The following is a 26130-nucleotide window of genomic DNA, read 5'->3' on the forward strand; positions in this document are numbered from 1 at the left end:
ACCATGAAGCAGATGCTCACGCCGCTCCGGCAAAGCGGGCAGCATGAGCAACTCCGCCCATCCTGTTTCCGAGTCGCGGTGGCTTGTCGCTGCGGCGGCGCTTGCCGCCGTCGCACTGGCGCCGTCGGCGGCGCATGCCGCGTCGAAGCTGGTCAACGCGAAGTCGGTGACGGACGGCAAGGCCGCATGCGCCGTTGCTGCGCCCGCGCAGGCCTCCATCTCGCGCGCCATATTGGGCGGCGCGCCGAGCGCGCTCGACCGCATTCGGGCGGATCAGCAAGGCCTTGAGGCGTCGAAGCCCGCTGCCGCGGTGTCGGCGGCCGGCCGCCGCGATCCGCTGCCGGTGCGGGAGGCGATGGAGCCCGCGAGCCGCACCCCGATCGCCTTCGTATCGGCCGAGACCTGCGGCGGCGCATCGACGTTTTCTCCGATCGCCGAAACCGACGCGACGGCCGAGCTCGGCACCCGCGCGATCCCGGTCAAGCGGACGCGCTTCGATGCCCGCTGGAACCGCGTCCGCGCCGCCGCGCCCGCCGGGCTGATGCAGGCAAAACTGCGCCGCGCGAACGCTGCGCCGGGGCTCAGCGAGCCCGAATTGCTCGCGCGCGTCAACCAGTGGGTCAATCGCGAGATCGCCTATGTCGGCGACGACCGCAATTACCGCCAGCGCGATTTCTGGGCGACCGCCGAACAGACGATCGCGCGCGGCAAGGGCGACTGCGAGGATTTCGCGATCCTCAAGATGCAGATGCTGCGCGCCGCCGGCATCGATCCCGAGCGAATGAAGCTGGTGCTGCTCCGCGACCTCGCCGCGAACGCCGACCATGCCTTTCTGCTCGTCGAGACTGATGCGGGCAAGCTGGTGCTCGATAATGTGACCGACCGGCTTTATGACGGCAGCAGGGCCAATGCGGTGCGCCCGGTGCTGTCGTTCAGCGGCAACCGGCGCTGGGTCCATGCCTATCGCGGCACGCAGCCGTCGCCCAATCTCGCGGCGATTCCCGCGTCGGAGAAAAGCTACACGCTCGCGCTCAATAATCAGCGTTCGGTGAGTGCCGATCCGCTGACCTTCAAGACCGGTTTCAGCAAATAGCTCAGCACGGACTTTTTCCCTGTCACGATCTCGACATCGCATAGCATGCCGGGGGTGATCGGCAGGCGGCGGCCGTTCGAGGTCAGATAGGCGTTGGTCGTTTCGACGACGACGGTGAAATAGGCCTGCCGCTCGACCTCGTCATAGATGCTGTCGGCCGACACGCGCACGACCTTGCCGTTGAGGCCGCCGTAGATCGAGAAATCATAGGCGGTGACCTTGACGTTCGCGGGGTCGCCGACCTTGATGAAGGCGATGTCGCGCGGGGTGACGCGCGTTTCGATGAGCAATTTGTCGCCCAGGGGCACGATCTGCATGATCTGTTCGCCCGCATTGACGTAGCCGCCGAGCGTGTTGACGAGCAGGTCGTTGACGACGCCGCGCGCCGGCGAGCGGATTTCGGAGCGCGCGAGGCGGCCTTCGGCGCCGCGGATCGTCTCCTCATTGACCGCCATCTTGGTCGCGAGCTGGCTGCGTTCGTTGAGCGCCTCCTGCTGGAAGTCGAAGCGCGCGCGCTGCACCTCGGCGCCCGCTTCGCGCACGGCGGCCTGTGATCGCGAGATCGCCTGGCGCGCGGCGGCGAGCCGGCCCTGGACGTCGACGGCCTCGCGCTGCGCGCTCAAAAGCTCGGTCTGCGGCACCACGCCCTTCGCGGCGAGCGGTTCGAGCATCGCGACCTCTTCGCGCGCGAGGCGCAGGCTCGTCTCGAGCGACGAGGCGGTCGCCTGCGCCTCGGCCATGTCGCGGCGGCGCTGCTCGACCCCTGCCGAGAGCGCGGTGAGCTGGCTTTGCAGCGACGAACGCCGCACCTCGGCGAGCCGCGCTTCGTCACCGCAGTTCGCCCCGATGCAGCCGGCCCCCGCACCCCCCTCGCCCGCGAGGCGCGCCGCGCGCTGCGCGAGGCGGGCGTTTTCGGTTTCGAGCTGGCCGAGCTCGGACTGCGACGTCGTATTGTCGAGGCGGACGAGCAACTGCCCCTTTTTCACCGTCTGCCCCGAACGGACGAGGATCTCGCGGATCGTCGAGGGTTCGGCCGACTGGATGATCTGCACCTTCGACGACGGGATCACGCGCCCTTGCCCGCGCGATACCTCATCGACGCGCGCGATGCTCGCCCACAGGAGGAAGAGAGTGAGGCCGGCCGCGGCCGCCACCATGATCTGCTCGCTGCCGCGGAGGCGTTGCCAAAATTTGACGATGCCCATGGCTATGGTCCGGGCTGCGGATCGGGCGCGGCGGTGGCGCCCTGCTGGCCGGTCAGGCTGTCGAAGCGCGCCTTGCTTTGTGTGGGATCGGGGATGTTCGGGACCCAGCCCTTGGTGACGTCGACGCGGCCGCCGACGTCGTTGTCGGCGCGGTGGTCGGTCGGATCGCGCGGCGGCGGCGCGCCCGCGATCGCGATCGCTTCGCCGGGCAACGCCTCGGCAGATGCTATACCGCCCTGATAAAGCTGGCTGAAGGCGGGGATATATTCGGCGCCGGCATAGGCGTCCGAAAAGGCGCGCGGCTTTCCCCATGACCCCGGCCAGCGATAGAAGATATGCGCGCCGATCTGTTCGATCTTGGTGAGTTTGGGCGCCCAGCGCGGCAGGACATAATTGGCGTGATAATGCGTCGCCATGCCGACGCTCGCCTCGACATGGCCCGACAGCGCGGCGCGCGCGATCTCGGCCGAGCGGCGCCAAAGCGCGGGCACCGGCGGGCGGCGCATCGATCCGTCGCAGGCGAAGCTGAACTGGCAACCGGGGCGTGCGCTGCCCTGATAGATCACGCCGCAAACGGTGTTCGGATAGGCGGGGTGTTTCATGCGGTTGAGGATGACCTGCGCGACCGCCGCCTTGCCCGCGTCGGATTCGGTCGCCGCTTCATAATAGATCGCCTGCGTCAGGCAGCGTTGCGCGTTGGTGGCCTGCGCCAGCGAGATGGTCGGCATCAGGAACGGTCGTGCGGCCTCGACCGGCAGCGTCGACACCGGGAGCAGCGCGTTGCGCGCGACCGCGTCGGCGCCCTCGGCGGTCGGGACGATCGCGTCGGTCTCGGTCTCGGTGATCAGTCTGGCGATCGCCTGTTGCTTCGCGGCCTTCGCGGTTTGAGCGGGGTCGGCGCTCCAGCTCTCGACGAAGCGCGGCAGGCGATCGTTCGACGCGGCGAAGAGGATCGCGGCGGCGAACAGCGCCAGACCGAGCAGCACGAGCTTCAGTCTCGGAGAGGCTTGCCGATCGTCGGCCCAAGGGGCGTCCGCGCGCGCGGCGCCGTCGCGCCCGATGTGGAGTTCGGGGATCATGATGCCACTTCCTTGGTGGATCGCGCGAGGATTTCGGCGCGCGGGCCGTCGGCGACGATGCGGCCGCCGTCGATGACGATGATGCGGTCGCACAGCCGGAGGATCGCCTCACGGTGGGTGGCGATGATCAGCGTCTGCGACGGGCCGACGGCGCTATCGAGCGCCTCGATGAACAGCCGCTCGCTCTGCGTGTCCATCGCGCCGGTCGGTTCGTCGAGGAAGAGCAGGCGCGAGGGCGAGGCGAGCGCGCGGGCGATGGTGAGGAAGCCGCGCTGGCCGCCCGACAACTGCCCGCCGCGTTCGCCGGTGCCGCGGTCGAGCCCGGTTTCGTCGCGGCCCATGAAGCGGTCGGCGCCGATCGACTGCAGCGTCGCGAGCAGCTCGGCATCGGTGGCGGCCGGCGCGCAATATTGCATATTCTGCTTGATCGAGCCGCTGAACAGCACCGCGTCCTGTCCGACGAAGCGGAATTGCGAGCGCAGGTAGATCGGCGAATGCTGGCGGCTGTCGAGCCCGTCGATGAAGATATTGCCCGCATCAGGCGCATAGAGCCCGCAGAGCAGGCGCCCGAGCGTCGACTTGCCCGACGCGACGCGGCCGACGACCGCGATCCGCTCGCCCGCATCGATCCTGAGGTCGATGTCGGTGAGCGACGGTGCCGCGGCGCCCGGATAGGTGAAGCACAGCCCCTCGACCGAGACGTCGCCCTTGTCGATCGTGAGATTGAGCGCGCTGCTACCCATGCGGCGTTCGTCGCCGGCCTCGATCATCTGCTGGATGCTCGCCATCGTCGTCAGCGCCTGCCGCCCGCGCGTCATCAGGAAAGCGAGCTGGCCGACGGGCGCCATCGAGCGGCCGGCGAGCATGACGATCGCGATGATCGCGCCCATCGATATCTTGCCGGCATCGAACAGATAGAAACCGCCGACGACGAGCGCGAGGCCGGAAAATTGCTGACCGAGCGTCGCGAGGTTGATCGCCGCGGCGCCCGTGCGGCGAAGCGCCGTTTGCGTCCGGGCGCTGGTGTCAACCATCCGGCGCCACTGGCCGAGCACCTGCCCCTCGGCGGCGCAGCTCTTGACCGTTTCGGCGCCGCCGATCGCCTCGACGAGCATCGCGTGCTGGATGCTCATGTCGGCCTGATTGTCGAGCGAGGCCTGCATCATGCGCCGCTGGAGGAAATAGCCCGCGACGCCCATCGCGGCGATGATCGCGAGCGGGACGAGCGCGAGCCAGCCCGCGAGCACCGCGATCATGATCAGAAAGAGGAAGAGGAAGGCGAGGTCGACGATCAGCACGATCGTCGTCGAGGCGAAGAAATCGCGCACGCTTTCGAATTCGGAGACGCGCCGCGCGAGCATGCCGGTGCTGCCGCGCCGGTCGGCGAGCGGCATGTTCAGCACCTTCGAGAAGATTTTCTCCGACAATTTGACGTCGAGATCGCGGCCGAGATCGTCGAGCAGCGTCGCGCGCGCGAGGCGCAGCGTGAATTCGACCGCGAAGGCGAGCAAGGCCCCGATCGCGAGCACCCAGAGGCTCGACACCGCCTTGTTCGGGATGACGCGGTCATAGACGTTCATCGTGAACAGCGGCAGCGCGAAGCCGAGCAGGTTGATCATCAGCGCCGCGCCGAGCACGGGGTAGAAGGAGCGGCGCATCCGCCGCACCTCGCTCCAGAACCAGTGGCGCTTCGCGGCCGCGTCCCACGGCCGTTCCTCGGCGCGGATCGCGGTGGGATCGGCGGCAACCGCCACCGCCTGTCCGGCATAGCTGTCCTCGATCGCCGCCTCGTCGGCCCAGAAAGGCAGGGCCGCGCCGGGTTCCCAGACGAGATATTGCTCGTCCTTCGCCTCGAGCAACACGGCGCATGTGCCGTCGGTGCGGCGAACGATCGCGGGCAGCTCGCGCGCGAAGTGCCTTACCTTGCGCGCATCGAGCCGTTCATTGTTGATGAAGCAGAGGTCGAGCGCGGCTTCGGCCTGATGAAAGGGAAGAAAGCCGCGTTCGTCGCGGGCGAGCGCGACAAGCGCGCCGCGCTGGAAATTCTGCCCGAAATGCTGCGCCACGAAGAGGATGCAGGCGATCAGCGGATCGCCCGGAGCCTCCCTACCGATGTGCGCAATCGTGGATCGATCCTGCAACATGTCCGATTTTTCTATCTGGAATCAATCCACCGATCGTCATTGCGGGTAACGGCGACGCTGAAGCTCGGCGGGCGCGGGCGGGCCGTAACCGACCTCTTCGCGCGCATAGACGCGGCGCGATTCGGGCGCGGTCAGATTGAACGCGTCGAGCAGATTGTTCGTCGAGGCGAGGATCTGATAGACCGCGAACATCTCCGAAAAGCGCGCGGTTTCGGCGCGGACCTGGACGTTGAAGCGCGTGTTCTGCGCATCGAGCACGTCGAGCAGCGAACGCCGCCCGACCCCGAACTGGTCGCGGTACGACAGCAACAGCTCGTCGGTCGCCTTGCTCTGGTCGACGAGGTCGCGGAACACCGCGGTCTGCGTCTCGCGGGCGTTCCACGCGCGGCGCGTATCGGCCTCGGCATTGCGCTCGGCTTCGTGCAGGCGGAAACGGCTCTCGCTCGCGCGGCGCACCATCTCCTGATATTTGGCGCGGTTGATCCCGCCGTCGAAAATATCCCAGCGCAGCACGACGCGGCCGAGCAGGTCGTTGGTTTCGCCGCGGAAGGCGTCGATGTCGTCGCCGATCCGGCCCGACAGCTCGAGGCCTATCGTGGGCGCGAAATCGCCCTTGGCCTTTTTCGCTTCGGCGTTCGACGCATCGACGTCGGCCTGCGCCTCGAGCACCTTGGGATGCCGCGTGCGGGTGAGGCCGACGGCTTCGCTGAGGCTGACGGGAAGTCTTTCGGCCATCGCCGGCGGCATCTGCACCTCGTCGACCTGAAGCCCGCTTAGCGCGAGCAGTTCGATCTTCGCATTCTGCAGTGCTTCCTTCGCTTCGCTGACGCGCACGCTCGCCGCCTTGGCGCGTTCCTGCGCCTGCTGGAGGTCGGCGATGCTGATCGAGCCCGCGCTCACCCCGCTCGACAGGTCCGAGACGAGGCCGTTGTGGAAGGTCATATTGTCTTCGGCGGCGGCGACGACGCGCTGCTGGAGCAGGACGTCGAGATATTGCCGCGCGCTCTGGAGCGCGATGAATTCGGAGCGTTCGACGACGCGCAGCGCGGCGCCGTCGACGCGCGCCGCCTGGCGCAATTTCTCGCCGCGCCGGCGGCCGAAATCGATCAGCGTCTGTTCGGCGCGGATCCCGGCTTCGAGCGGATAGAGCTCGTCGTCGGCGATGCCGAGCGCGCGACGGGTCGAATTTTCGAGCCGCCGGACGCCCGCCGACATTTCGAGCGTGATGCGCGGTAGATACAGGCCCTTCGCCTGTTCGAGTTCGAACTCGATCGCCTGCTTGTTCATCTCCGCCTGATGGATCTGCGGGTTCGAATCGATCGCAACCGCCATGACATTCTGCATGCTGGTCGGTTCGGCCGCGGCCGAGGCGGCGAAAAGCGATATGGCGAGCGCCGAGACGAGGCCGGCGAGCTTGTGTTGCGGTTTCATCACTGTCCCCCCATCCCGTTCACTTCGACTTCGACGCGGCGGTTTTCGGGCGTCCTTTGGCCGTCGACGGTCTGGACGCGCGGCTGGCGCTCGCCCATGCCCGAGACGGCGATCGTGTCCGCCGGAATGCCCGCGCCGCCCATCATGTCGGCGATCGCATGCGCGCGGCGCAGCGCGAGCCCGTCGTTGTAGCTATCGGGGCCCGAACGGTCGGTGTGCCCGACGACGGTGAAGCTTCGCCAAGCGCAGCGCGTGCGGTTTTCGGCCATGAAGGCGACCGATTGCGCCGCATCGACGGGCGCGACGGTCGAATCCCAGTCGAAATAGAAGGTCGAGGCGACCTCGGGCGGGCAATTTTCGGTCGAGGGCGGCGCGGGCGGCACCAGCGGCGCCTCGGCCGCTGGCTGCGGCGCGCGGGTCATCATGCCATAAGCGAAATCGCAGCGGCGCAGGCTTTCGGCGTCCTTGCTGTTCGATTTCAGGAACCCCAGCGCGATGCCGCACTGGACCTTGGCCTCCGACGCCCAGGCGTAGTTATTGCTGTCGGCGGCCGTGACCGCGGGGTCGACCGACATCGCGAGCGCCGCGTCGTAGCGGCTCCGCACCTCGGTCTTGAGCTCGCCGATCGGCCGATCGGCGAGCGGCTGCGCCATCGCGCCGCTTGGCTGGACGAGTGCCAGCGCCGCCAGCGCCCCCGTCATCCCCCCCGTCATCCAATGTCCCGGTTGATGTGCCATGGTCTGATCGCCCTCCCACTAGGTCTTTCTGGTCCTGAAATGCGCCGGTCAGACCGCCGCCAATTGGTGAAGATCCTGCTCGATCGTCGGATGCGGCATGATCGCCGCGCCGGGCGCCACGCTCTCTCCCAGGAATTGCGCCAGATCGAAGGCGGGCGCTTCGCCGCCCGCGTCCGGTGCCGTTCCGTCGCCCGCGACGGCATCGATCAGCTGGTCGATCGCATTGCCGCCTTCGAGCACCTCGGCGAGCACCGCCGCCGCGGCGGGGTCGTGCGTGGCGGCATCGGCGATGCCGGCTTCGGCGGGCAGCGCGGCGAGCGCGAGCAGGCCGTCCATCATGCCCTGATCGGGCATGGTGTGGTCCGCGACCTGATCGAACAGCGCATCGGCATCGCTGCCGGTGTCGGCGTCGTTGGCGGCAGCGGCGCGCCAATCGTCCCGGTCCGCGTCGATCGAAGCGGGGGCGACCTCATCAGCCGTCGCCGCGGTCGAGGGCGCGGGCCGGGCCGCCTCCGCGTGTTCGGGCGCGGTTTCGGCCGCGACCTGCGGCGCGGCCACGCGGGTCATTTCGGCCGTCGGGGCGGCGGCATTACCCTCTGCAACGTCGGTCGTCGCGGCATGTTCGACCGGTTCGCTGTCCGTCACCGGCCCATCCAGCCGCACGTCGTGCGCGATGGCGACGAGCGAGGCCGCGACCAGCGAACCGGCGAGCGCCTGATTGCCCGCAGTCCGGTCGATGTCGTTCGCGGCGCGCGGGGTGATGAACGACACGTCGCCGACCGCGGCGGTGCTACCGTCGGTGCGCGTGAAGCTCGCCTCGCCATGGACGATCACCTCGCCGTCGCCCGCGACATAGGCTTTGCCGTCGGAGGTCAGCGCGATGCTGGCGATGCCGAGGTCGGCGAGCGAGCGGAACTCGCCCGCGCCGGTGACGCCGTCGCCGTTCGCATCCTGCCACACGCCGAAGCTCGCGAATTCGGCGTCGGCGGCGCTGAGCCTGCCGTCGCCGTTGCTGTCATATTGCAGGCGCAGCCCTTCGAGGTCGGTCGAGCCGCCGACCGAAAAGCTGATCTCGCCGCCATCATTGGCGATGCCGTCGCCATTGGCGTCGCGGACGAGGATGCCGTCGCCGCGGCCGGCCCACGACGTCGCCTCGCGCACGCCGTCGCCGTTATGGTCGAAGGCGGCGCCCGCCGCCGACGAGACGAAATCGAGCCCGTCGCCGTCGAGGTCGAGCGTCACCGGAGCGACACGCGTGCCGATCAGTGTGTTCAAATTGGTGATCGTAACGCCCTGCAGTTCGACGAGGATGTCGTTCACGGGGTCGGGGCTGGTTCCGACCTGCTGATAGACGAAGGTCCGCGTCCCCGCGACGAAAGCGACGGTCGTTCCCGCGGGGCCGAGGTCGTTGCGCTGCAGATAGTCGACGGCGGCGGCGACGCGGGCGTCGCTCGACAAGGCGAGCGCCGTACCAAAGCTGTTATTGTCGTCGAAGCTGATCACGCCATTGGTGACCGAATGCGACCGGACCGGCTCGCCGCCGATCGTCAGCGCCGAGTTGGTCCCGTTGACCGGTCCATCGCCGTCGGCGACCGGCGCGCCGGGTAGGTCCAGTATGTCGGTCGCCAAGTTGAAATCGGTGATTACATCATGACCGGTGATCGTCCCGACATCCCCGCTGCCACCCAGCGTCGGACGGCTGTCCCCCGCGTTAAAGACGAAGCTGTCGCTTCCCGTGCCGCCGGTCATGACGTCGCGGCCCGTGCCGCCGGCTATCAGGTCGTCGCCGGCCCCCGCGCTGATCGTATCATTGCCTTCCTGGCCGAGGATGACGTCGTTCCCGCCGCCGGCGCTGATCGTGTCATTGCCCCCCGTCCGGCCGCTTTCCTGCGCCAGTTCGGCATAGTTGGCGCGGATATAGGCGATCGTGTCCTGGCGATTCCAGTCGGCGCCATTGCCCGCGGGGTCGATCGATTCGGCGTTCACACGGCCTTCGAGCGTCTGGAACACCGCCCAGCCCGATCCCGGCGCCAGATTCACGCCGAGATTGGCGGCGAGCGTATCGGTGTAGAGCACGTCGCCGAAAATGACGTCGGCGCCGTCCCCGCCGTTGATTATGTCGTTGCCGGCCGCGGCGAGGTCGGTCGAGCCGCCGAGGACCTGCAGCACGGCGGCGAGCTGTTCGGCCGAGGTCGCGTTGGTCGCGCTGCCGGTTCCGCCCGAGGCGACGCCGTCCTCGACATCGCTGAGACGCGCGAGCAGCGTCGAATTGACGTTGATGCCGACCGAGTCGATCGAATAGCCGGTCGCGAGGATTTGCTGCGGCTCGTTCGTTCCGTCGGAGCCCAGCACCTGGTTCATCGAATTCTGAACGTTGGTCGCGTCGCTGTCGCTGCCGTTGCCGCCGCTGTTCCAGACGGTCGGGTTGCCGTCCGACACGAACACGACCTTGTTCACGTCAGCGCCGGCGATGCCGTTGCCGCCGTTGATCCAGCTCAGCGCGTCCTGCAGCCCGTCCTCATAATTGGTGCTGCCCGACGCCGACATGCCGTTGACGGCATCCTTCGCGTCATCGACCTCGCCGGCCTGGACGACGCCGTTCACGATCAGGTCGAACGTCCCGAGATTGGTGCCGCTGCTGTCGAAATCGATCACGGTGATGCGGACGTCCTTCGCGCCCGATTGCGAGAGGCTGTCGATCAGCGCGTTCACGCCGTTCTTGAGCGCCTGCATCCGCGAAATCGTGCCGCCGCCGAACGCGATCTGGGTGGTCATGCTGCCCGAACTGTCGAGCACGAGCACGACATTCGCCTGCTGCCCCTCGGTGATCGTCACCGAGCCCGGGTCGCCGACGAGCGTGTCGTCGAAGGCGCCGCCCTCGATCGTGCCGTCGGGCTGGCCCTGCGGGTTCGCGACGACATGGTCGGTCGGCTCGCCCGCGACGTCGCCGGCGGCCGAGCCGACGACGAGCAGCGGCGGCGCGGTGGTGATCGCGAGCGAACCCGGCGCGGTGTCGCCGTCGCCATCGACGATGGTGACCGGCACGTTGAAGTTCACGGGATTTTCGGTCTGCACGACCGCGCCGAAATCGCCGATCTTGAACGTGTTGCCGCCCGCGTGGTGGAATTCGATGCTGTTGTAGCCGTCGGCGGTGAAGCCGGCGAGACGGGTGTTCTCGACCACCCCCGCGACGGTCGCTTCGCCGCCGCTGAAGCTGACCGTATAATTCTGCCCGCCGACATTATAGACGCCCGCGGCGGTCACGATCAGCGTCGCGCCGTTGAAGCTGATCGCAACCCCGGTGATGCTGTCCTTGACCCCGTCGCCGACGTCATTGTCGGTGTCGAGATCGTCGCGCGCGACGATGCGGACGCTGCTGCTGCCCGTAATGTTGGTGAAGAAGGCCGACGCGCCGTTGGCCGAATAGTGCGAATCGAACGCGTGGGTCTGGTTCGCGAGCGGCGCATAATCGTTGTTACCGGGGGTGCCGGTGAGATCGACGACGAAATCGATACGCACGGCCTCGGTCGGACCGACGCTGTTGCCGTCCGAAACGCCGGTGCTGGTGGCGTTGGCGTTCATCTTGCCGCCATCGACGCCGCCCGTCATCGGCGTGACGAGGATGTCGGGGCTGTTGTTGTCGCCGGCCTTGGCAAACCCGATCCACGCGGTGTTGCCGCCGACGATGTTGTACCCGCCGCTGTTGAAATCGATCGTCGCGGTCGAATCGAGTTTCTGGACCATTTCGACCTGATATTGGTCGGCATGACCCGCCGGTTGCAGGCGGATGATGAAGACATCGTCGCCGTTCGGCTTTTCGGCGGTCAACACGGTGCCGCCCGCCGAAATGACATAGCTCAGCGCCTGGCCGCCCGCGGTCAGATTCTGGCCTTGCAGCGCGGCGATCGTCGCGGCGGTGAAGATGACGCTTCCCGGGCCGTCGCCGCCATAATTATTGTCGACGTCGCCATCGCTGTCGAGCGACTGATAGACCGACGATCCCGGCGCGTTGATCAGCGCGGAGGCGAGCGGCGCGATCGCGAGCGGCGCGTCGTCCTCCAGCCCGATGGTCAGCGCCGCCGCATTGGTCACCGTCGTCGTGCCGTCATTGGCGCTGACGGGCACGACGAGCGACAGCGCATCCTCGATCGTCGTGTCGGGGTGATCGATCGGCCCCTCCAGCGAGACGGTGAAATTGCCGCCATTGTCGATTCCGACGCTGATGATCGTCACTCCGCCGACCTTGCCGAGCAGCAATTGCGGGTTGGTCGTGTCCCAGACGATCGGCTGGCCGCCCGAGAAGAGCGCCGTGGCTGGCGCGCCGAGCGACAGCGTCAGCGGATCGCCGTCGGGGTCGCCGACCGCGATCGTGCCCATACGGAGCGTGAGGTTGGTCGTGTCGACCGTCCCCGCGCCGTCGGGCAAGCCGCCAGCCAGCCCCTCGTCCGAGACGGCGGTCGCCGCCGTTCCGATCGTCGGCAGGTCGTTCGTGCCGTTGATCGTGATTTTCAGCGTCGTCGTCGACTGGTCGCCGTCGCCGTCGGTGATCGTGTAGGTGAAGGTCTCGGTCAGCGTCTCGCCCACGCCGAGCGCCTGCACCGCCGCATTGCCGTTGTTCAGCGTATAGGTGTAGCCGCCGCCCGCGTTCAGCGTCAGCGAGCCATAGCTGCCGCCCACAGCGGCACCGACATTGCCCGAAACCGCCGCCCCCGACGTCCCCGCCGCGACGCCGGTCACGCTCGCGCCGTCGGCGCCCTGCGTATCGGCGCTGCCCGGTGCATTGGTGGTGCCGGCGCCGGTGATGACATTGCCCGTCGCCCCGCCCGGCGCATCCTCGGATATCGCATCGGTGTCGGGGCGCGCGGTTGGCAAATCGTCGGAAACGGTGACCGTCACGCTGCCTGTCGCGGTGTCGCCGTCGACATCGGTCGCCACGACCCCCACCGAACCGAGGTTCGCCAGATCGTCGAGGTTCAGACCTGGATGGCTGTCGTAATTGTCATTGAGCGTCGCGGTGACCGACGCGCTGTTGCCGACGCGCACCAGGTCGAGCGTGACGACGAGACGGGCGCCGTCCGACCCGGTGATCTGCGTGTCGGAGACGCGCACCCACGTCAGCCCGCCGCCGAGGCTCGCGACGCTGCTCGCGAAGACGATCGAAGCGATCGCGTCCGAGCCGGGCGTGAAGACGAGCGTGTCGTTCGCCGAATCGGGGCCTGCCGGGGTCGATCCGTCGACGAGATTCTGGTCGTCGAGCGCGAGCGTGATCGAACCGCCGCCTCCCGGACCCGCGCCGTCGGTCAGGCTGATCGCCTGCTCCGCGGTGGAGACGTCGCCGTCGCCGTCGGTGATCGTGTAGCTGAAGCCGGCATCGACCGCCGCGGCGTTGCTGACGGGGTTCGGGTCGAAGCTCCAGACGCCGGTCGCGGTGAAGCTGTAGGTGCCGTTCGCGGTCGGGATCACGGTCGTGCCGACCGCATTGATCGCCGTGACATTGCCGCCGATCGTCACCGAGGTCACGCTCGCGCCGTCGGCGCCCCGCGTATCGTTCGCGAGCAGATTGCCCCCGACCGCCGCCGCGTCCTCGGCCACCACAATGGCGGCGTCGGCGGCCGCCGTCGGCACATCGTCGATAATGGCGATCGACAGCAGGCTGTCGGTATCGTCGCCGTCGCTGTCGGTCAGTTCGACGGTGAAATCCTCGAACAGGCTGTTCTCGCCCTGAATGCCGGGATGCGTCTCGGCGGCGTTCAGCGTGTAGCTGTAGCTGACCTCGCCGGTCGCAGCGTTGTATGCCGTGATGTTCAGCATATTGCCGAGCGGCGTCGGGATCGCCGCGGGCGTGAAGACGCCGTTGTTGATCACCTGGACACCATGGACCGACAGGTTCGCGACGCCGTCGGGCGCCGAAATATTGAAGCTGCCCGTCGTGGTCAGCGATTCCTTGATGCTGTCCGACCCGGCGGGCAGATCATCCTCGTCGACCGTCGCGTCGCCGCCGCCGAGCTTGGGCGTCAGGTTGGTGATGGTGACGCCGTCATCGGCGCCGGTCAGCGTGACCGTCAGCGTCGCGGGGTCGCTGTCACCGTCCTTGTCGGTCAGCGTGTAGGTGAAGATGTCGGTCAGCGTCGCACCGGGCGCGAGCGCATCGATCGCGGCCTGCCCGGCGGGGGTCAGCGTATAGGTCTGGGTGCCGTCGCCGTTGATCGTGATCGTGCCGTAGGTGCCGGTCAGGCTGGTGAAGCTGCGGCTGCCGAAGCCGTCGGCGCCGGCATTGTCGTTGGTGTCAACGTCGAAGGTGACGGAGGCGGGACCGCCTTCGGTCAGGCCCGCGCTATCGTCGTTCGCGACCGGCGCATCGTCGCGGAACACGAGATTGTGCCCGATGCCGAGTTCGACCCGCACATTGTCGAGGTCGCCATCGGTCGCGGAGGCGATCAGGACGACGGCGTCGTCGGACAACAAAGTCAGCGGCTGATCGGCGCCGGTGTCCGGGCTGTGCATGACCGCGCGCAGTTGATTGAGCGTGACGGTGCCGTTCGCCGCGACGGTGACGGTGAAGACGAGATCGCCGCCCGCCGTGCGGCCTTCGACCATGTTGCCGACCTGCGCGAGCAGGACGTTCTGTCCCGTCGCGCTGTCGACCAGGCCCGATTGGGAGGTGTTGATCTCGATCAGATAGGCGGGTCCCGACGCGCCGCCCAGCGCGCCGTCGGCCCCGAAATTCGTCGTGAACGACGACACGAACGACGCGCTCGAACCGGTGCCCAGCGTGGTTTCGTCGACCGTCAGCGTGGGTTCGCTGCCCGAGAGCACGGCCGTCGGGGCGTCGTCGTCGAAGCTGATCTGGAGGGTGCCGGTCGCGGACGAATTGTCGCTGTCGAGAACGGTGAAGCCAAGCGTGGCGGACGCGTCATTCTCGTCGTCGCCCGGGCTGTGCAGCACATTGTCGACGAGCGTGACCGTGTAGGCGCCGGTCGCGGGATCGGTCACCTCGACCGTGAACAGCACGCCGCGCGGGCCGGTGGCGGTGAGTATGTTGGTCCCAGCATTCCAGCCATAGGTCACGGTTTCGAGCCCGACCGGCGCGGTCTGACCGTCCATCGCGGCGAAATTCACCGAGCCTGCCCCGTCGCCGCCAAAGTTCAGGTTGAGGAGGCCGCTGAAGGTCGCCTGATCATTGTCGCCGTCGCTGTTCGGGTCGGGAAGGTCGCCGGTCACGCTCGCGGGGTTGCCGCCCGCGAGCGCGTCGTCGTCGACCGACGCCTGCGTCGTGCCCGCGGTCGGGACATTGGCGTCGGTAATCTTAAAACCGATCGCCGCGGTCGCGACGTCGTTGTCGCCGTCGGTCACCGTATAGGTCGCCGCGGCGCTGCCCGTTCCCGCAACCGCGGCGTCGGCGGTAAAGCTGTAGCTGCCGTCGGCCTTTACCTTGATTATGCCGTCGCCGATGTCGATCGCCTGCGAATAGCCGTCCATGCCGAAGACCAGCGCGGTGCCGTTGATCGCCGTAACGCTCGCCCCGTCGGCACCTTCGACGAAATCGAGCGTGCCGGTGACGGTCGCGCCCTCGGCGACATTCTGGATCGGCTCGGGCGATGCGGCCGGAACGTCGTCGATGACCCTGACGTCGAGGCTGGCATTTCCGACCGAGCCGTCGCTGTCGGTGACGGTGACCGGGAAACTGTCGGTCACATCGTCCTCACCCGCTGCGGGGTGGGTCAGCGTGTTGTCGTCGAGCACATATTGGTACGTGAAGGTCCCGCCGATCACCGACCCGTCGCTCGCGAGGACCGGGGTAAAGCCGGTGATCGTCACGGTGCCGAGCGGGCTCGTCGTCGTCAGGCCGGGCGTGAAGACGCCGTTCGTCATCACCTGCGCGGTGCCGATGGTGACATTGTTCAGCCCGTCGGGCGCATCGACCGTGAAGTCGCCCGTCTGGGTCAGCGCCGCCGGGTTAGGCGACGACCCGTCGGGGAGGTCGTCTTCGTTGACGGTCTCCTCACCGCCGGGAACCGCGAGGCCGTTGATTGTCACCCCGTCGTTGGCGCCGTTGATTATGATCGTTAGCGTCGTCGTCGCGGGATCGCCGTCGCCGTCGGTGATCGTATAGGTAAAGGTCTCGGTCAGCGTCTGGCCGGCCGAGAGGCCCTGCACCGCGCTGTTCGCATTGTCGAGCGCATAGGAATAGCTGCCGTCGGCATTGAGGGTCAGCGTGCCATAGGTGCTGACGAGCGGCGTGCCGACCGTGCCGCCCGCGAGCGCAGTGACGCTCGCGCCGTCGGCGCCGGGCGTATCGGCGGCGCCGTCGGTGCCGTTCGCGTCGGTGCCGCCGCCACCCGTCAGCACATTGCCGTCGGCGATCAGCGCGCCGTCCTCTGCAACGCTGTCGATGTCTGGCTGAGCGGTCGGGACATCGTCGGTGACCTGCACGGTGACGGTGCCGCTCGCGACGTCGCCGTCGGTGTCGGCCGCCTGCACGGTGACGGTGCCGAGCGCCTGCGTCTGCGCGAGCATGGCGAGTTCGTGCGGCAGATTGTCGGCGAGCGTGACGGTGACGGTCGCGATACCGCTCGTGCCGGCGGCCACCGACGCGGGTGCGGTCAGCGCGATCGTGATCGCGGCGGGGCCGCCCATCGTCAGCGATCCGGTGATCGTCTGTCCGTCGGGCGCCATCGTCCAGTAAATATCGGTGCCCGCGCCGTCGAGATTGGCGACCAGCCCGGCGACGCCGGTGAAGGCAAAGCCCGACAGCGCATCCGATCCCGCGCCGAAGATCAGGTCGCCGTTCACCGTCTCGGCATTGCTCGCCGGATTGCTGCCGATGCCGTCCAGTGCGGCCTCGTTCACCGTCAGCGTGATCGGTGCGGCGTTCCGCGGATTCGCGCCGTCGGCGATCGCGATCGTCAGGCTGTCCTGCGTGGGGTCGCCATCGCGGTCGACCGCCGACAGGGTGAAGCTCGCCGCCGGATTGGCGCCATTGTCCTGATTGCCCGCGGCGGCGAAGCTGAAGCTGCCGTCGGCGCCCACCGTCAGCGTGCCGGTCGGCTGCGTGATCGACACGCTGGCGCCGGGGGTCAGCGACAAGGTCGCGCTGCCGCTGCCGAAGGTCACGGCGACCGAGGTGACGCCATCGGCGCCGGCGTCGAGCGTCCAGCTGCCGTTGACGGTAGCGCCCTCGACGACGCTCGTCGGCGTGTCCGACACATTGAGCGTCGGCAGATCGTCGACGATCGTCACGCCGAACGACCCCGACGACTGGGTGCCGTCCTGATCGGTGACGGTGAAGCCGATGCCCGCGAGGAAGTCGCTGTCCTCGACGCCGGGAAGCGCCTGATCGACCGCCTGCGACAGCGTGACCGAATAGCCATAGGTGACGTCGTTCGCGCCGGGGCCGGCCGCCGCGCTCGTCAGCGCGATGCGGATCACTTCATTGCCGCCGGCCGAGCCGACGAGGTCGCCCCCGACCTTGGCGAAGGTGACCGGCACGCCGCCGACGGTGAGCTGGGTGTCGAGCGCGGCGCTGTCGTTGAGGACGAGCGAGCCCGCGAGCGTCGCGGGAACGTCGCTGCCGAAATCGACGATGATCGTGCCGGTCGCGCTCGCGCTGCCGGTCGAGGTCGTTTCGCCCGCGAGACCATTGTCGATGTTGGCGCCCGCAAGCCCGTCCTCGTCGACCGTGACGTCGGCGGCCTTGCCGATCCGCGGCGCCGAATCGACGACGAGCGTGATCGTCGCGGTGGCGACGTCGGTGTCGCCGTCGCCATCGGTGATACGATACTGGAAGCTGATCGTGCCGCTTTCCTGTGCCCCCGGGGTGTAGGTGAAGCTGCCATCGCCATTGTCGACGAGCGTACCGGTGCCCGTGAGCGAACCGTCGACCAGCGCGACCGCCGACGGTTGCACGCTGTCGGCGCCGTGCACGTCATTGGCGAGCACATCGATCGTCACCGGCGCATTTTCGACCGTCTGCGCGGCCGAATCGTCGATCGCATCGGGCACATCGTCGGTGATGCGGATGTCGATCGCAGCGCTGGCGCTCGACCCGTCGGCATCGGTGACGGTGACGCCGACGCTGTCGCTGCGGGCGTCCTCGCCGGCCGCCGGATGATCGGCACGGTTGTCGGTCAGCGTGTAGCTATAGGTGAAGCTGCCGCCGATCACCGATCCGTCGGCGCCGGTCACGGGCGTGAAGCCGGTGACGGCGAGCGTGCCATAGGCGGTCGCGACCGATTGCGGCGTGAAGCTGCCGTCGGTAGTGACGAGCGTCAGCGGCGCGCCGAGCGGCACACCATTGAAGCTGTCGAGAACGACGCTGCCCATGCCGTCGGGGGTCGACACCGTAAAGCTGTCGCTGTCGGTCACGCCGTCGGGGGTCGCGTCCGACCCCGGCGCTTCGCCGGCACGCGCCGGCAGATCATCCTCGTCGACGGCGAGTTCGGCGCCCGCCGCGTCGAGGCCGGTGATGGTCACGCCATCGTCGGCGCCGGCGATGACGATCGTCAACGTCGCGGTATCGGTGTCGCCGTCGCCGTCGGTGATCGTGTAGGTGACGCTGTCGGTCAGCGTCTCACCCGCCGAAAGCCCCTGCACCGCCTGCGCCGCACTATCGAGAACATAACTATAGCTGCCGTCGCCGTTGAGCGTCAGCGTGCCATAGGTGGTCGCGAAGGCGGCGCCGATCATGCCGCCGCTCACCGCGGTGACCGCCGCACCATCGGCGCCTTGAGTGTCGGCGACGCCGTCGGTCGCATTGGCGTCGCCGCCACCCAAGCCCGTCAAAACATTGCCGTCGGCCGTCGCCGGCCCGTCTTCGGTCACGCTGTCGCTGTCGTCGCGCGCGGTCGGCGCGTCGTCGACGATCACTATCTCGAGCGTATCCGACGCCGCATCGCCGTCGGCGTCGGTGATGACGAGGTCGAAGCCGACCGTCGTGCCGTCGCCGTCGAGCGTGTTGTCGACCAGCGTATAGACATAGGTGACCGCCCCCTCGCCGGTCGCGGGATCGAAACTGTAACCCGTGACGACGAGCGTTCCGGTCGCGTCGCTCGCCATCGTCTGCGGCAGCGCGCCGGGGTTAAGCGTCGTGCCGCCGATCGCCACGCTGCCGACGCCGTCGAGCGCAGTGAAGGTGATGGTGCCGCTGGTCGAAGCGCCACCACCTTCACCCCCCGCGAAGGCCGAACCCGGGGTCTCGCCTTCGCGGCCCGGCAGGTCGGCTTCGTATACGATGGTCCCGTCATCACCTTCGCCCGGGACGAAGGTGATGACGGTCGGCGCATCGGCGATACGGATGGTCAGGGTCGCCGTCGATGTATCGCCGTCGCCGTCGGTAATCTGATAGGTGAAGACATCGTCGACGCCGCCCGGCGTACCGGGATCGCGGACATAGGTGTAGCCGCCGTCGGCACCGATCGTCAGCGCGCCATATTGGCCCTGCACCGTCCCGGGCGCCGCAAAACCGCCTTCGCCTTCCGCGCCGCGGATGCCCGTCAGCGCAGCGTCGTCGGCGCCCGGCGTGTCGGCGCCCGCGGCGCCGCTCGTCGTCCCCGCGCCGGTCAGCACATTGCCCGCCTCGGGCGCGAAGCTGCCCGCCGTGACCGCGTCGGTGTCGGCGCGCGCGGTCGGGACGTCGTCGACGACGTCGATCGTCAGCGTCGCGGTCGCGGTATCGCCGTCGCTATCGGTGACGGTGACGGTGAAGACGTCGGTCGGATCGGTATTCGCATCGCTGTTGTCGGCGAGCGTATAGCTGTATCCGACATTGCCCGGCGTCAGGCTGGTGATCGTCAGCTGGCCGAGCGGTGTCGCGATGACCTGGCCGACCGCGGTGATCGTGGTGCCGTTGATCGTGATCGCGTCGAGGCCGTCGGACGCGTCATAGACGATCGATCCGGTCGTGGTTTCGCTGTTCGCGGCGCTGTCACTGCCCGCGGGTTCGCCCTCGCGCACCGGCAGCCCCGCCTCGTCGACGCTCGCGGTTGCGGCCGCGGCGCCCGCGGGCTGGTCGGGGGTGACGATGACCACCTCGGGTTCGTCGTCGGGGTCGGGTAGGTCGGGGATCAGCTCGCGGTCTTCGGGCTGCGCAAAGGCGAGTTCGGTGTAGGGCAGAAGGTCGCCGAGCGCATAGGCGTCCTGGATCGGCCCCTCGGGGTCGGCGAAATTGCCGCCCGAGCTGCGCGTGCCAGCCTCGGGATTGAGCTCGCCGAGATTTTCGAGGAGCTGCGCGACCGTGCTCGCGGGCACCGTGTCGCCGTCGATGACGATCGACGGGATATCGACCGCGCCGTTCGGGATGATCAGCACCTGCCCGTTCGGCAACGTGACGATCAGGTCGGCGCCCGACACGCTGATGTCGTCGATCGACGCGCCGGCGGGCAGGACGACGCGTCCGCTCGCGTCGGGAAGCAGGATCGCCTGGATCGCGAGCGGCAGCGCCGATGCGGCGGCGGTGACGTGCGCGGCGGCGGCCAGGAAATCACTGTCCGCCACGGCCTGGTTCGACGGGGCGACCGATACGCCCTCCCCGCCTCCGCCTTGAGACCCCGTGGTTCCGCTCCGGGCCGGATTGTCGAAAGAATCCATGGCTATTACCCTCGCACGCACTTCGCCCTGCCGCGAAAGCAGCACAGCAAAATTCCACCAATGTCAGTGCGACCCACTTGTCCGAGCGACTCGGACCTTCCCCACCCATCAGGAGAACATGGATTCCGGAGACTCCGCAAGCGTGTTAACAATTTTTTAGGAAACACCATCTCGCAACCAACCTTGCCCCGTCCGAGGCAACATTGCGCGGCGGAAGAATCTTACTATTCAATTAGTTGAAATATCTTGTCCGGAGCGGCGGCCGGTTCGCCCCGCCCCGATTGCGTCTCAATTCGGTCCACAAGATGCAACGGTTCGTCGCAGCCGTCTCCGGTCCGCAGAGGCGAATCCGTTTAATTGTTAAGTCGCAAGCATCGCTATCGCGGCGACAGATCTGGGTATTTTTACGCATCCCGTGCGGGGATCGGGCGGGCGACAAGGCAATATTAAACTTGCCGCGCGATGTCTGGTCGTCAAAGGAGACGCCGGTGAGATCGCTGCTGGCCCATATCGCGGAACCCGCCGAGGCGGCCGACCGCCGACGGATGCCGCGGCGCACCTTGCGTCTTGACGTCGCGGCGCGTTCTGCATCGAGCGAGGCGGCGGTCGTCATCCGGAACCTGTCGCGAACGGGCCTTTTGATCGAAACCGACGCCGCCTTCGCGCTCGGCGAAACCTTCCTGCTGGTCTTGCCCGAATTGGGCGCCGCCCCGGCGCGCGTGGTGCGCGAGAACGGCCGGCTCTTCGGATGCGAATTTCTGACCCCGGTCCCGGAAAGCGCGATCAGCGCCGCGCTGCTCAAGGCGCCGCACGACGACGACGCGGCCGATGATGCCGGTGCGAGCGCGGCGGCCGATTTCGCTGGCCTTTATTCGCGGCGTCCGTCGAGCGCGGTGCTGTTGACGGCGCTGACCGCGCTGTTCACAGCGGTGATCCTGATCTTCATCGTCGCCCTCGCCTCGCTGACCTTCTCCTAGGGTCCTGGCCCAAGGCCCGGTGGAACGAAGGCGATGTAAGACGAGACCGAGGGTCGTACCCGGATGTCCTATCCAAAGGACACCGCCAATAACCGCTGATGTTCGGAAAAACTGGAGCGGGCGAAGGGATTCGAACCCTCGACCCCAACCTTGGCAAGAAATTACAACAAATACGCCAGAGCTTCTTTTTCTACGCCAAGGTACGAAAAATCAAGCATTTGTTGACTTAAGCCTACGATATTCTATCCTCGACCTACCCTGCGAAACGGTCAATTTCTATTACGTCCTTATTACTTTTTCATTCGGCCACCCTCGCGTAATATGATGGAGGAACTTGTGGCGCTTGCAAAGCTCAATAAGCGGACGGTCGATGCGCTTGCTGTACCGGCGTCCGGACAGACATTTCTGTGGGACACGGAGATCAAGGGTTTCGGCATTCGTGTCGGCGCAACCGGGACGAAAACCTTCGTCATCCAATATATGAATGAGGAAGGCCGGGTTCGGCGAGTGAAGATCGGGCGCTTCGGAGTGATGACTGTCGAGCAGGCCCGTGAGGTCGCAAAAATTCAGTTGGGCAAGGTGGCATCTGGCGACGACCCGGCGGAAGAGTCGCGCCGGGTCCGGAAGGATCTCAATGTCGCCGAGATGTGCGAATGGTATCTCGTCGAAGCGCGGGCCGGCCGCATTCTTGGACGGAAGAACCGCCCGATCAAGGACACCTCGCTCAACATGGATGAGAGCCGCATCCGGACGCATATCATCCCGCTGATGGGCAAACGCCTCGTGCGGAAGCTAACGATCGCCGACGTCGAGGCAATGCAGAATGACATCGCCACCGGTCAGACCCGAAAGCCTCCTTCGGGCGGGCGCGGCGGCCGCCCGACGGGCGGTGCCGGCGTTGCCGGGAGGAGCCTCGGCACCCTCCAGGCCATTCTCGGCCATGCAAAGCATAAGGGACTGATTGCGGAACATCCCACGAAGGGCGCGAAGAAGCTCGCGACCAAGAAAAAGACCCGGCGTCTCAGCATCGCCGAGATCGAGCTGCTGGGTCGGGCGATCGGCCGGGCCGAACTGGGTTCCGAGAACCCCGTTGCGCTCGCCATTGTCAGGACGCTCCTTCTGACCGGCTATCGGCGGGAAGAGGCGCAGGCACTGCAGCGGCAGTGGGTCAACCCAATGGGCGGTTACGTCGCGTTCCCCGACACGAAGAGCGACGCGCAATATCGGGCGATCGGACCCGAGGCGATCAAGATCGTCGTCGCACAGCCAGAAATTGCCGGCTGCCCCTACGTCTTTCCCGCGTCGAATGGGGAGGGCCCGTTTACCGCCGTCAGCGACTGCCTGGCCCGGCTATGCCGCTCGGCCGGCATCGAGGGCGTAACGCCGCATACCCTGCGCCACACCTTCGGGAGCATCGCGGGCGAACTCGGCTTCTCCGAGCTCACGATCCGCGCGATGCTAGGCCACGCGTCGCAAAGCGTGACGCAGGACTATGTTCATATCGACGAAGCCGTGAAGCTTGCGGTCAGTCGCACTTCGGACGAGATCGCAAAACATCTCGAGACTGGCGTGCGGAAGGCGGCAGAGATGAAGTTCGCTCAATGACCCCTCCGGTCAGCGCATCCGGAGCGCGGATTGATCGGGTCGATCGAGCGCGCGGCTACTCCGGGAATGCGCTAGCCTTCAACAATGTCATAGCTCATAGCGCCTCCCGGCAAGGTCGCCTCCTTGTTCCCCTTTCGAAACCAGCATCGACTTGCTCCGCAATGCAGCCGGCAGGCTCGTGCAATCGGCGGCCCGGACGGGCCCAAGAATCCGACAAACCTCGGCAAGATATTCGTCTGGAACCCGCATCCGGGCGCCTTGCAGGGCGGCATGAAGCATGACCGCGATCTCTTCTTGATTCAGCACGCCGCGCGTCACCGGACTCAGTAGAAATTCTGCCGAGCTAACGATTGGCAAGGCCGGGAAGCGCCGACTAGCGAGGCCGATCGCCTTGCGCTCGTCAATCATCGCGGTACCGCCGATCTGGAGGGCGTGCGCCAAAGTTGCGGCCTCACCATCGTCGAGCGTCTCGCTGATCGAACCGACGACGAGCCCCATGAACAAGGCTTCTGCGTCCGTGTGCAGCTCGGCGACTTCGACCAGCCCCATCTCGATCAGCTCGGCCATCCTCTCGGCCGTGGCTCGCCCCTTGTCGCGGCCGCGCTCAAGTTCACCGAGCACGATGCGCGGCAGGATGGGCGGGCAGCCAAGCGCGCGAAGGATCGCGACGGCCTGCCCCCCTGCGATGATGTTGATCCAGACGCTGGCATCCGCGACGAGCGGACGGCCGCCATCAAAGCAGGAATGAGGGGGACTCATCGGTCTCCGCTCCTTCCGCTTCGAACTCGTCGATCAGCGCGCGGGCATCCACGCGATCGATATGCAGCAGACGCGCGACCTGGCCTTCGCTGATCAGCTCGCGGCGCCATGCCTCGCTCGCCATGAGGCTCATGCGCATCGACACCTGGCGCCGTGCGTCCGCGCGCGCATCGTCGGCCGGAATCGCGTCGCCGAGCACTTCGCGCGCCTGGACGTCGGTGATGCCGCCCTGATGCGCGAACCAGTCCCAGGTCCCCGCCTTGGTTAGGCCAAGTTCCTCGAGCCGGCGCACCATCGCCTCGCGCGACACACCGAAATAATGCGCGAGCAGGATGATATGGCGGCGAGTGAGCTTCGCCGCGCCCGCGGTCAGCTCCTGGAACTTGGCCGCAACAGCCCTGGCCGGGGTCAGGAAGCAGCGCCCGAACGCATTGGCATAACGCTCTTCGCGGCTGGATTCGGGGGAATTGGCATGGAGCGCGTCCGGCGACCTCCGGGTCGAAATGAAATGGCCAAGCTCATGCGCCCCGGTCTGGGTGCGCCGGTCGCGCGGATGGGCGGCGTTCAAAAGAATGCACGCGCCGATCGCATCGTCAAAGGCATAGAGACCCGAAATCTTCGGGTCGATGCGGCGGATGAACACCCGGGCGCCCAGCTGCAGTTCGAGCAAGGAGACAATGTCGTGGATCGGCGCCAGGCCGAGCCCCAGCAGCTGCCGCAGCTCCCACGCATCCTGTTCGGCTTGGAGCAGGACATTGCCCGGCAACAGTGGGCGCTCGGGGGGATCGAACCGCACGCGCTTGATGCCAAGGAGATTTTCCAGCTCGAGTTCGGCCTGGACAAGGCTGTTGAGCAGGTTGATCGCCGGATCGATCTCGTCGCCCTGCTCGCCGGCTTTGCGGAAGCGCGGCCGCAGATCGACCTTCGCGCTGTCCTGCCGGAGCAGCACGTTGAGCGAAGTTCCATAGAGCGCAGCCAGCTTCTGCAGTTCATCGACGCGCGCGCGGCGTTGCCCCTGCTCGATCGCGACAAGTGTGGTGCGGGCGACATTGAGCGCCGCCGCAGCCGCCGCCTGGGTCATCTTGGCATTCTCGCGCGCGTCGCGCAGCAGCTCGCCAATGCCTTCGGCGGTCAGGGATCCGGTGATCATTGCCATGGCGACACCATCGCGATCCGCGAGACGAACGATTCCTTGCCGAGGCTCGCGAGAAAGGCGAGCCATTCCGACCGGTGCCGTTCGAGCAGATCGAACATTTCCCGCTCGGCGACCGCCGCTTCTATCCCGAGCCCGTCGGCGGTTTCATGCGCAACGCGCCGCACTGCGCGGCGATGCAAGTCCGAGCGCGCGAGGGCGGCGAGATGATCAAGGTGAAGAATCCCCGCGATCGCATAATCCTCGAATGCCTTGCTCATCCGGGCAAACCCTTTGACGGTGCCGCCGCGCATGTCGCTCGCACCGAGATTTTCCCAGATATATTCGTCGGACGCCTCGACGATCCCGGCGGTGTGCATGCTCATGCGGCGCAGCATGCAGGCCGCGCAGATGCCGCACTGGCGTCGGCGGCCGTCGAAACTGACACGCCGCGAATCCTGCCAGCACGAGCGCGTGTCGTGCCAGGTCGGAGCAGCCTCCAGCGCGTGAGCCGCGGCAAGAGTCTCGCCCTTCGTATACCAGATGCGCGGATACTCGTAGGTCGGGACGCTTTTTCCCATGGCGGCGAACAGCTTCTCGATCCGCTGAGTGAAGGCGGGATGCACGCGATAATCGGGATAGATCTGACCGCTCGACGCGATGATCGGACCGAGTGCGCCTTGTCCGCTCTCGGTGACGACAATCCGATCGACCTTCGCCAGCTGCGCGGCGATGCCAGTGATCATCGCGAACTTGAACCCGCGTGACCGCGCGGAGGATTCGACGCGCTGGCGCTTGCCCAGCTTCACATCGAACGGAACCGCAGTGAACCGCCGCTGCTTGCGCGGCGTCCCTTTGGTGTCGGCCCCCTTGGTGCCGAGACGGACCCGCACCAGCCCGCCTTTCTCCTTTGCCGCGACGAGGGCGGCCACGGCCCGTGAATCGAGACCATCGCTATAGGGCATGATGATCTTGTCGGGGATCGAGAGATCAAGCTTACGCGGACCGACCTCGACGACATCGTGCCGGCGCCGGACGAAGCTCAATGCCCAGCGGTCGCCGGTGAGAAAGGCAAGTGCTTCCCCCAGCGCTTGTCGCACCGATGGCTTGTTCCAGAGGCTGTCGTCATGAACGGCGACGCGCAGATCGAAGGCGCGCGCCCAGCCCCACGCCGGACGGCGCACGCTCAGATCGCAATATTCGACGGCGGCAGCGATGATCATCAGGTCGACCAGCTCGGGATGCCAATCCGCGAAGAAGAAGTCCTTCAGCCCCTCAATCGACAGCGTGATGCTCTTGCCGAGAATCGCGCCCTGCGCCCCGTCACGCAGCGGCTCGTCCTCCTCCACGGCGTCGATCCGAACGCCTTCCGCATCCGCCACA

General features: G+C 67.1%; 12 protein-coding genes. 3 read left to right on the forward strand and 9 right to left on the reverse strand.

The window, feature by feature from the left end; genetic code table 11:
- Positions 1-43 precede the first annotated feature (43 nt).
- Positions 44-1093 carry a transglutaminase-like cysteine peptidase gene (locus tag VFG17_RS12645; protein ID WP_325029827.1) on the forward strand — a complete coding sequence of 350 codons (1050 nt, stop codon included), beginning with the start codon at positions 44-46 and terminating at the stop codon, positions 1091-1093.
- Here the strand turns inward: VFG17_RS12645 and VFG17_RS12650 are convergent.
- The 6 genes from VFG17_RS12650 to VFG17_RS12675 are packed head-to-tail and all read right to left on the reverse strand — an operon-like array spanning position 1039 to position 20181.
- Positions 1039-2298 (reverse strand): HlyD family type I secretion periplasmic adaptor subunit, encoded by a 1260-nt coding sequence (locus tag VFG17_RS12650; protein ID WP_325029828.1) that lies wholly within the window; start codon positions 2296-2298, stop codon positions 1039-1041. The genes VFG17_RS12645 and VFG17_RS12650 overlap by 55 nt on opposite strands.
- Positions 2299-2300: 2 nt before the next feature.
- Entirely contained in the window at positions 2301-3377 is a 1077-nt protein-coding gene (locus tag VFG17_RS12655) for a cell wall hydrolase (protein WP_325029829.1), read from the reverse strand.
- Positions 3374-5521 (reverse strand): type I secretion system permease/ATPase, encoded by a 2148-nt coding sequence (locus VFG17_RS12660; RefSeq protein ID WP_325029830.1) that lies wholly within the window; start codon positions 5519-5521, stop codon positions 3374-3376. Before VFG17_RS12660 ends, VFG17_RS12655 begins: the two co-directional genes overlap by 4 nt.
- Positions 5522-5557: 36 nt before the next feature.
- Positions 5558-6952, reverse strand: coding sequence for a TolC family protein (locus tag VFG17_RS12665; protein ID WP_325029831.1), 1395 nt, complete (start codon positions 6950-6952; stop codon positions 5558-5560).
- Positions 6952-7689, reverse strand: coding sequence for an OmpA family protein (locus VFG17_RS12670; protein ID WP_325029832.1), 738 nt, complete (start codon positions 7687-7689; stop codon positions 6952-6954). The genes VFG17_RS12665 and VFG17_RS12670 overlap by 1 nt, the downstream gene beginning before the upstream one ends.
- Before the next feature lie 48 nt (positions 7690-7737).
- Positions 7738-20181, reverse strand: a complete 12444-nt coding sequence (locus VFG17_RS12675; RefSeq protein WP_325029833.1) for a VCBS domain-containing protein — start codon at positions 20179-20181, stop codon at positions 7738-7740.
- 581 nt (positions 20182-20762) lie between these two features.
- Here VFG17_RS12675 and VFG17_RS12680 point away from each other — a divergent pair.
- Entirely contained in the window at positions 20763-21251 is a 489-nt protein-coding gene (locus tag VFG17_RS12680) for a PilZ domain-containing protein (protein WP_325029834.1), read from the forward strand.
- Between the two features lie 336 nt (positions 21252-21587).
- Positions 21588-22856, forward strand: coding sequence for a site-specific integrase (locus VFG17_RS12685; protein ID WP_325029835.1), 1269 nt, complete (start codon positions 21588-21590; stop codon positions 22854-22856).
- Positions 22857-22943: 87 nt separating this feature from the next.
- On the opposite strand, the gene VFG17_RS12690 is transcribed toward VFG17_RS12685, so the two are convergent.
- Genes VFG17_RS12690 through VFG17_RS12700 form a run of 3 tightly spaced genes read right to left on the reverse strand, consistent with a single transcriptional unit; the run spans position 22944 to position 26129 of the window.
- Positions 22944-23615 (reverse strand): hypothetical protein, encoded by a 672-nt coding sequence (locus VFG17_RS12690; protein ID WP_325029836.1) that lies wholly within the window; start codon positions 23613-23615, stop codon positions 22944-22946.
- A complete protein-coding gene (locus tag VFG17_RS12695) occupies positions 23590-24771 on the reverse strand; it encodes a helix-turn-helix domain-containing protein (protein WP_325029837.1) in 1182 nt (393 codons plus the stop codon). Before VFG17_RS12695 ends, VFG17_RS12690 begins: the two co-directional genes overlap by 26 nt.
- The gene (locus VFG17_RS12700) at positions 24762-26129 is read right to left on the reverse strand and encodes a 7-cyano-7-deazaguanine synthase (protein ID WP_325029838.1); all 1368 of its coding nucleotides are present in this window, start codon (positions 26127-26129) and stop codon (positions 24762-24764) included. The genes VFG17_RS12695 and VFG17_RS12700 overlap by 10 nt, the downstream gene beginning before the upstream one ends.
- Position 26130: the final 1 nt, after the last annotated feature.

Origin of the sequence: Sphingopyxis sp. (assembly GCF_035686825.1) — a bacterium.
Taxonomy (GTDB): Bacteria; Pseudomonadota; Alphaproteobacteria; order Sphingomonadales; family Sphingomonadaceae; genus Sphingopyxis.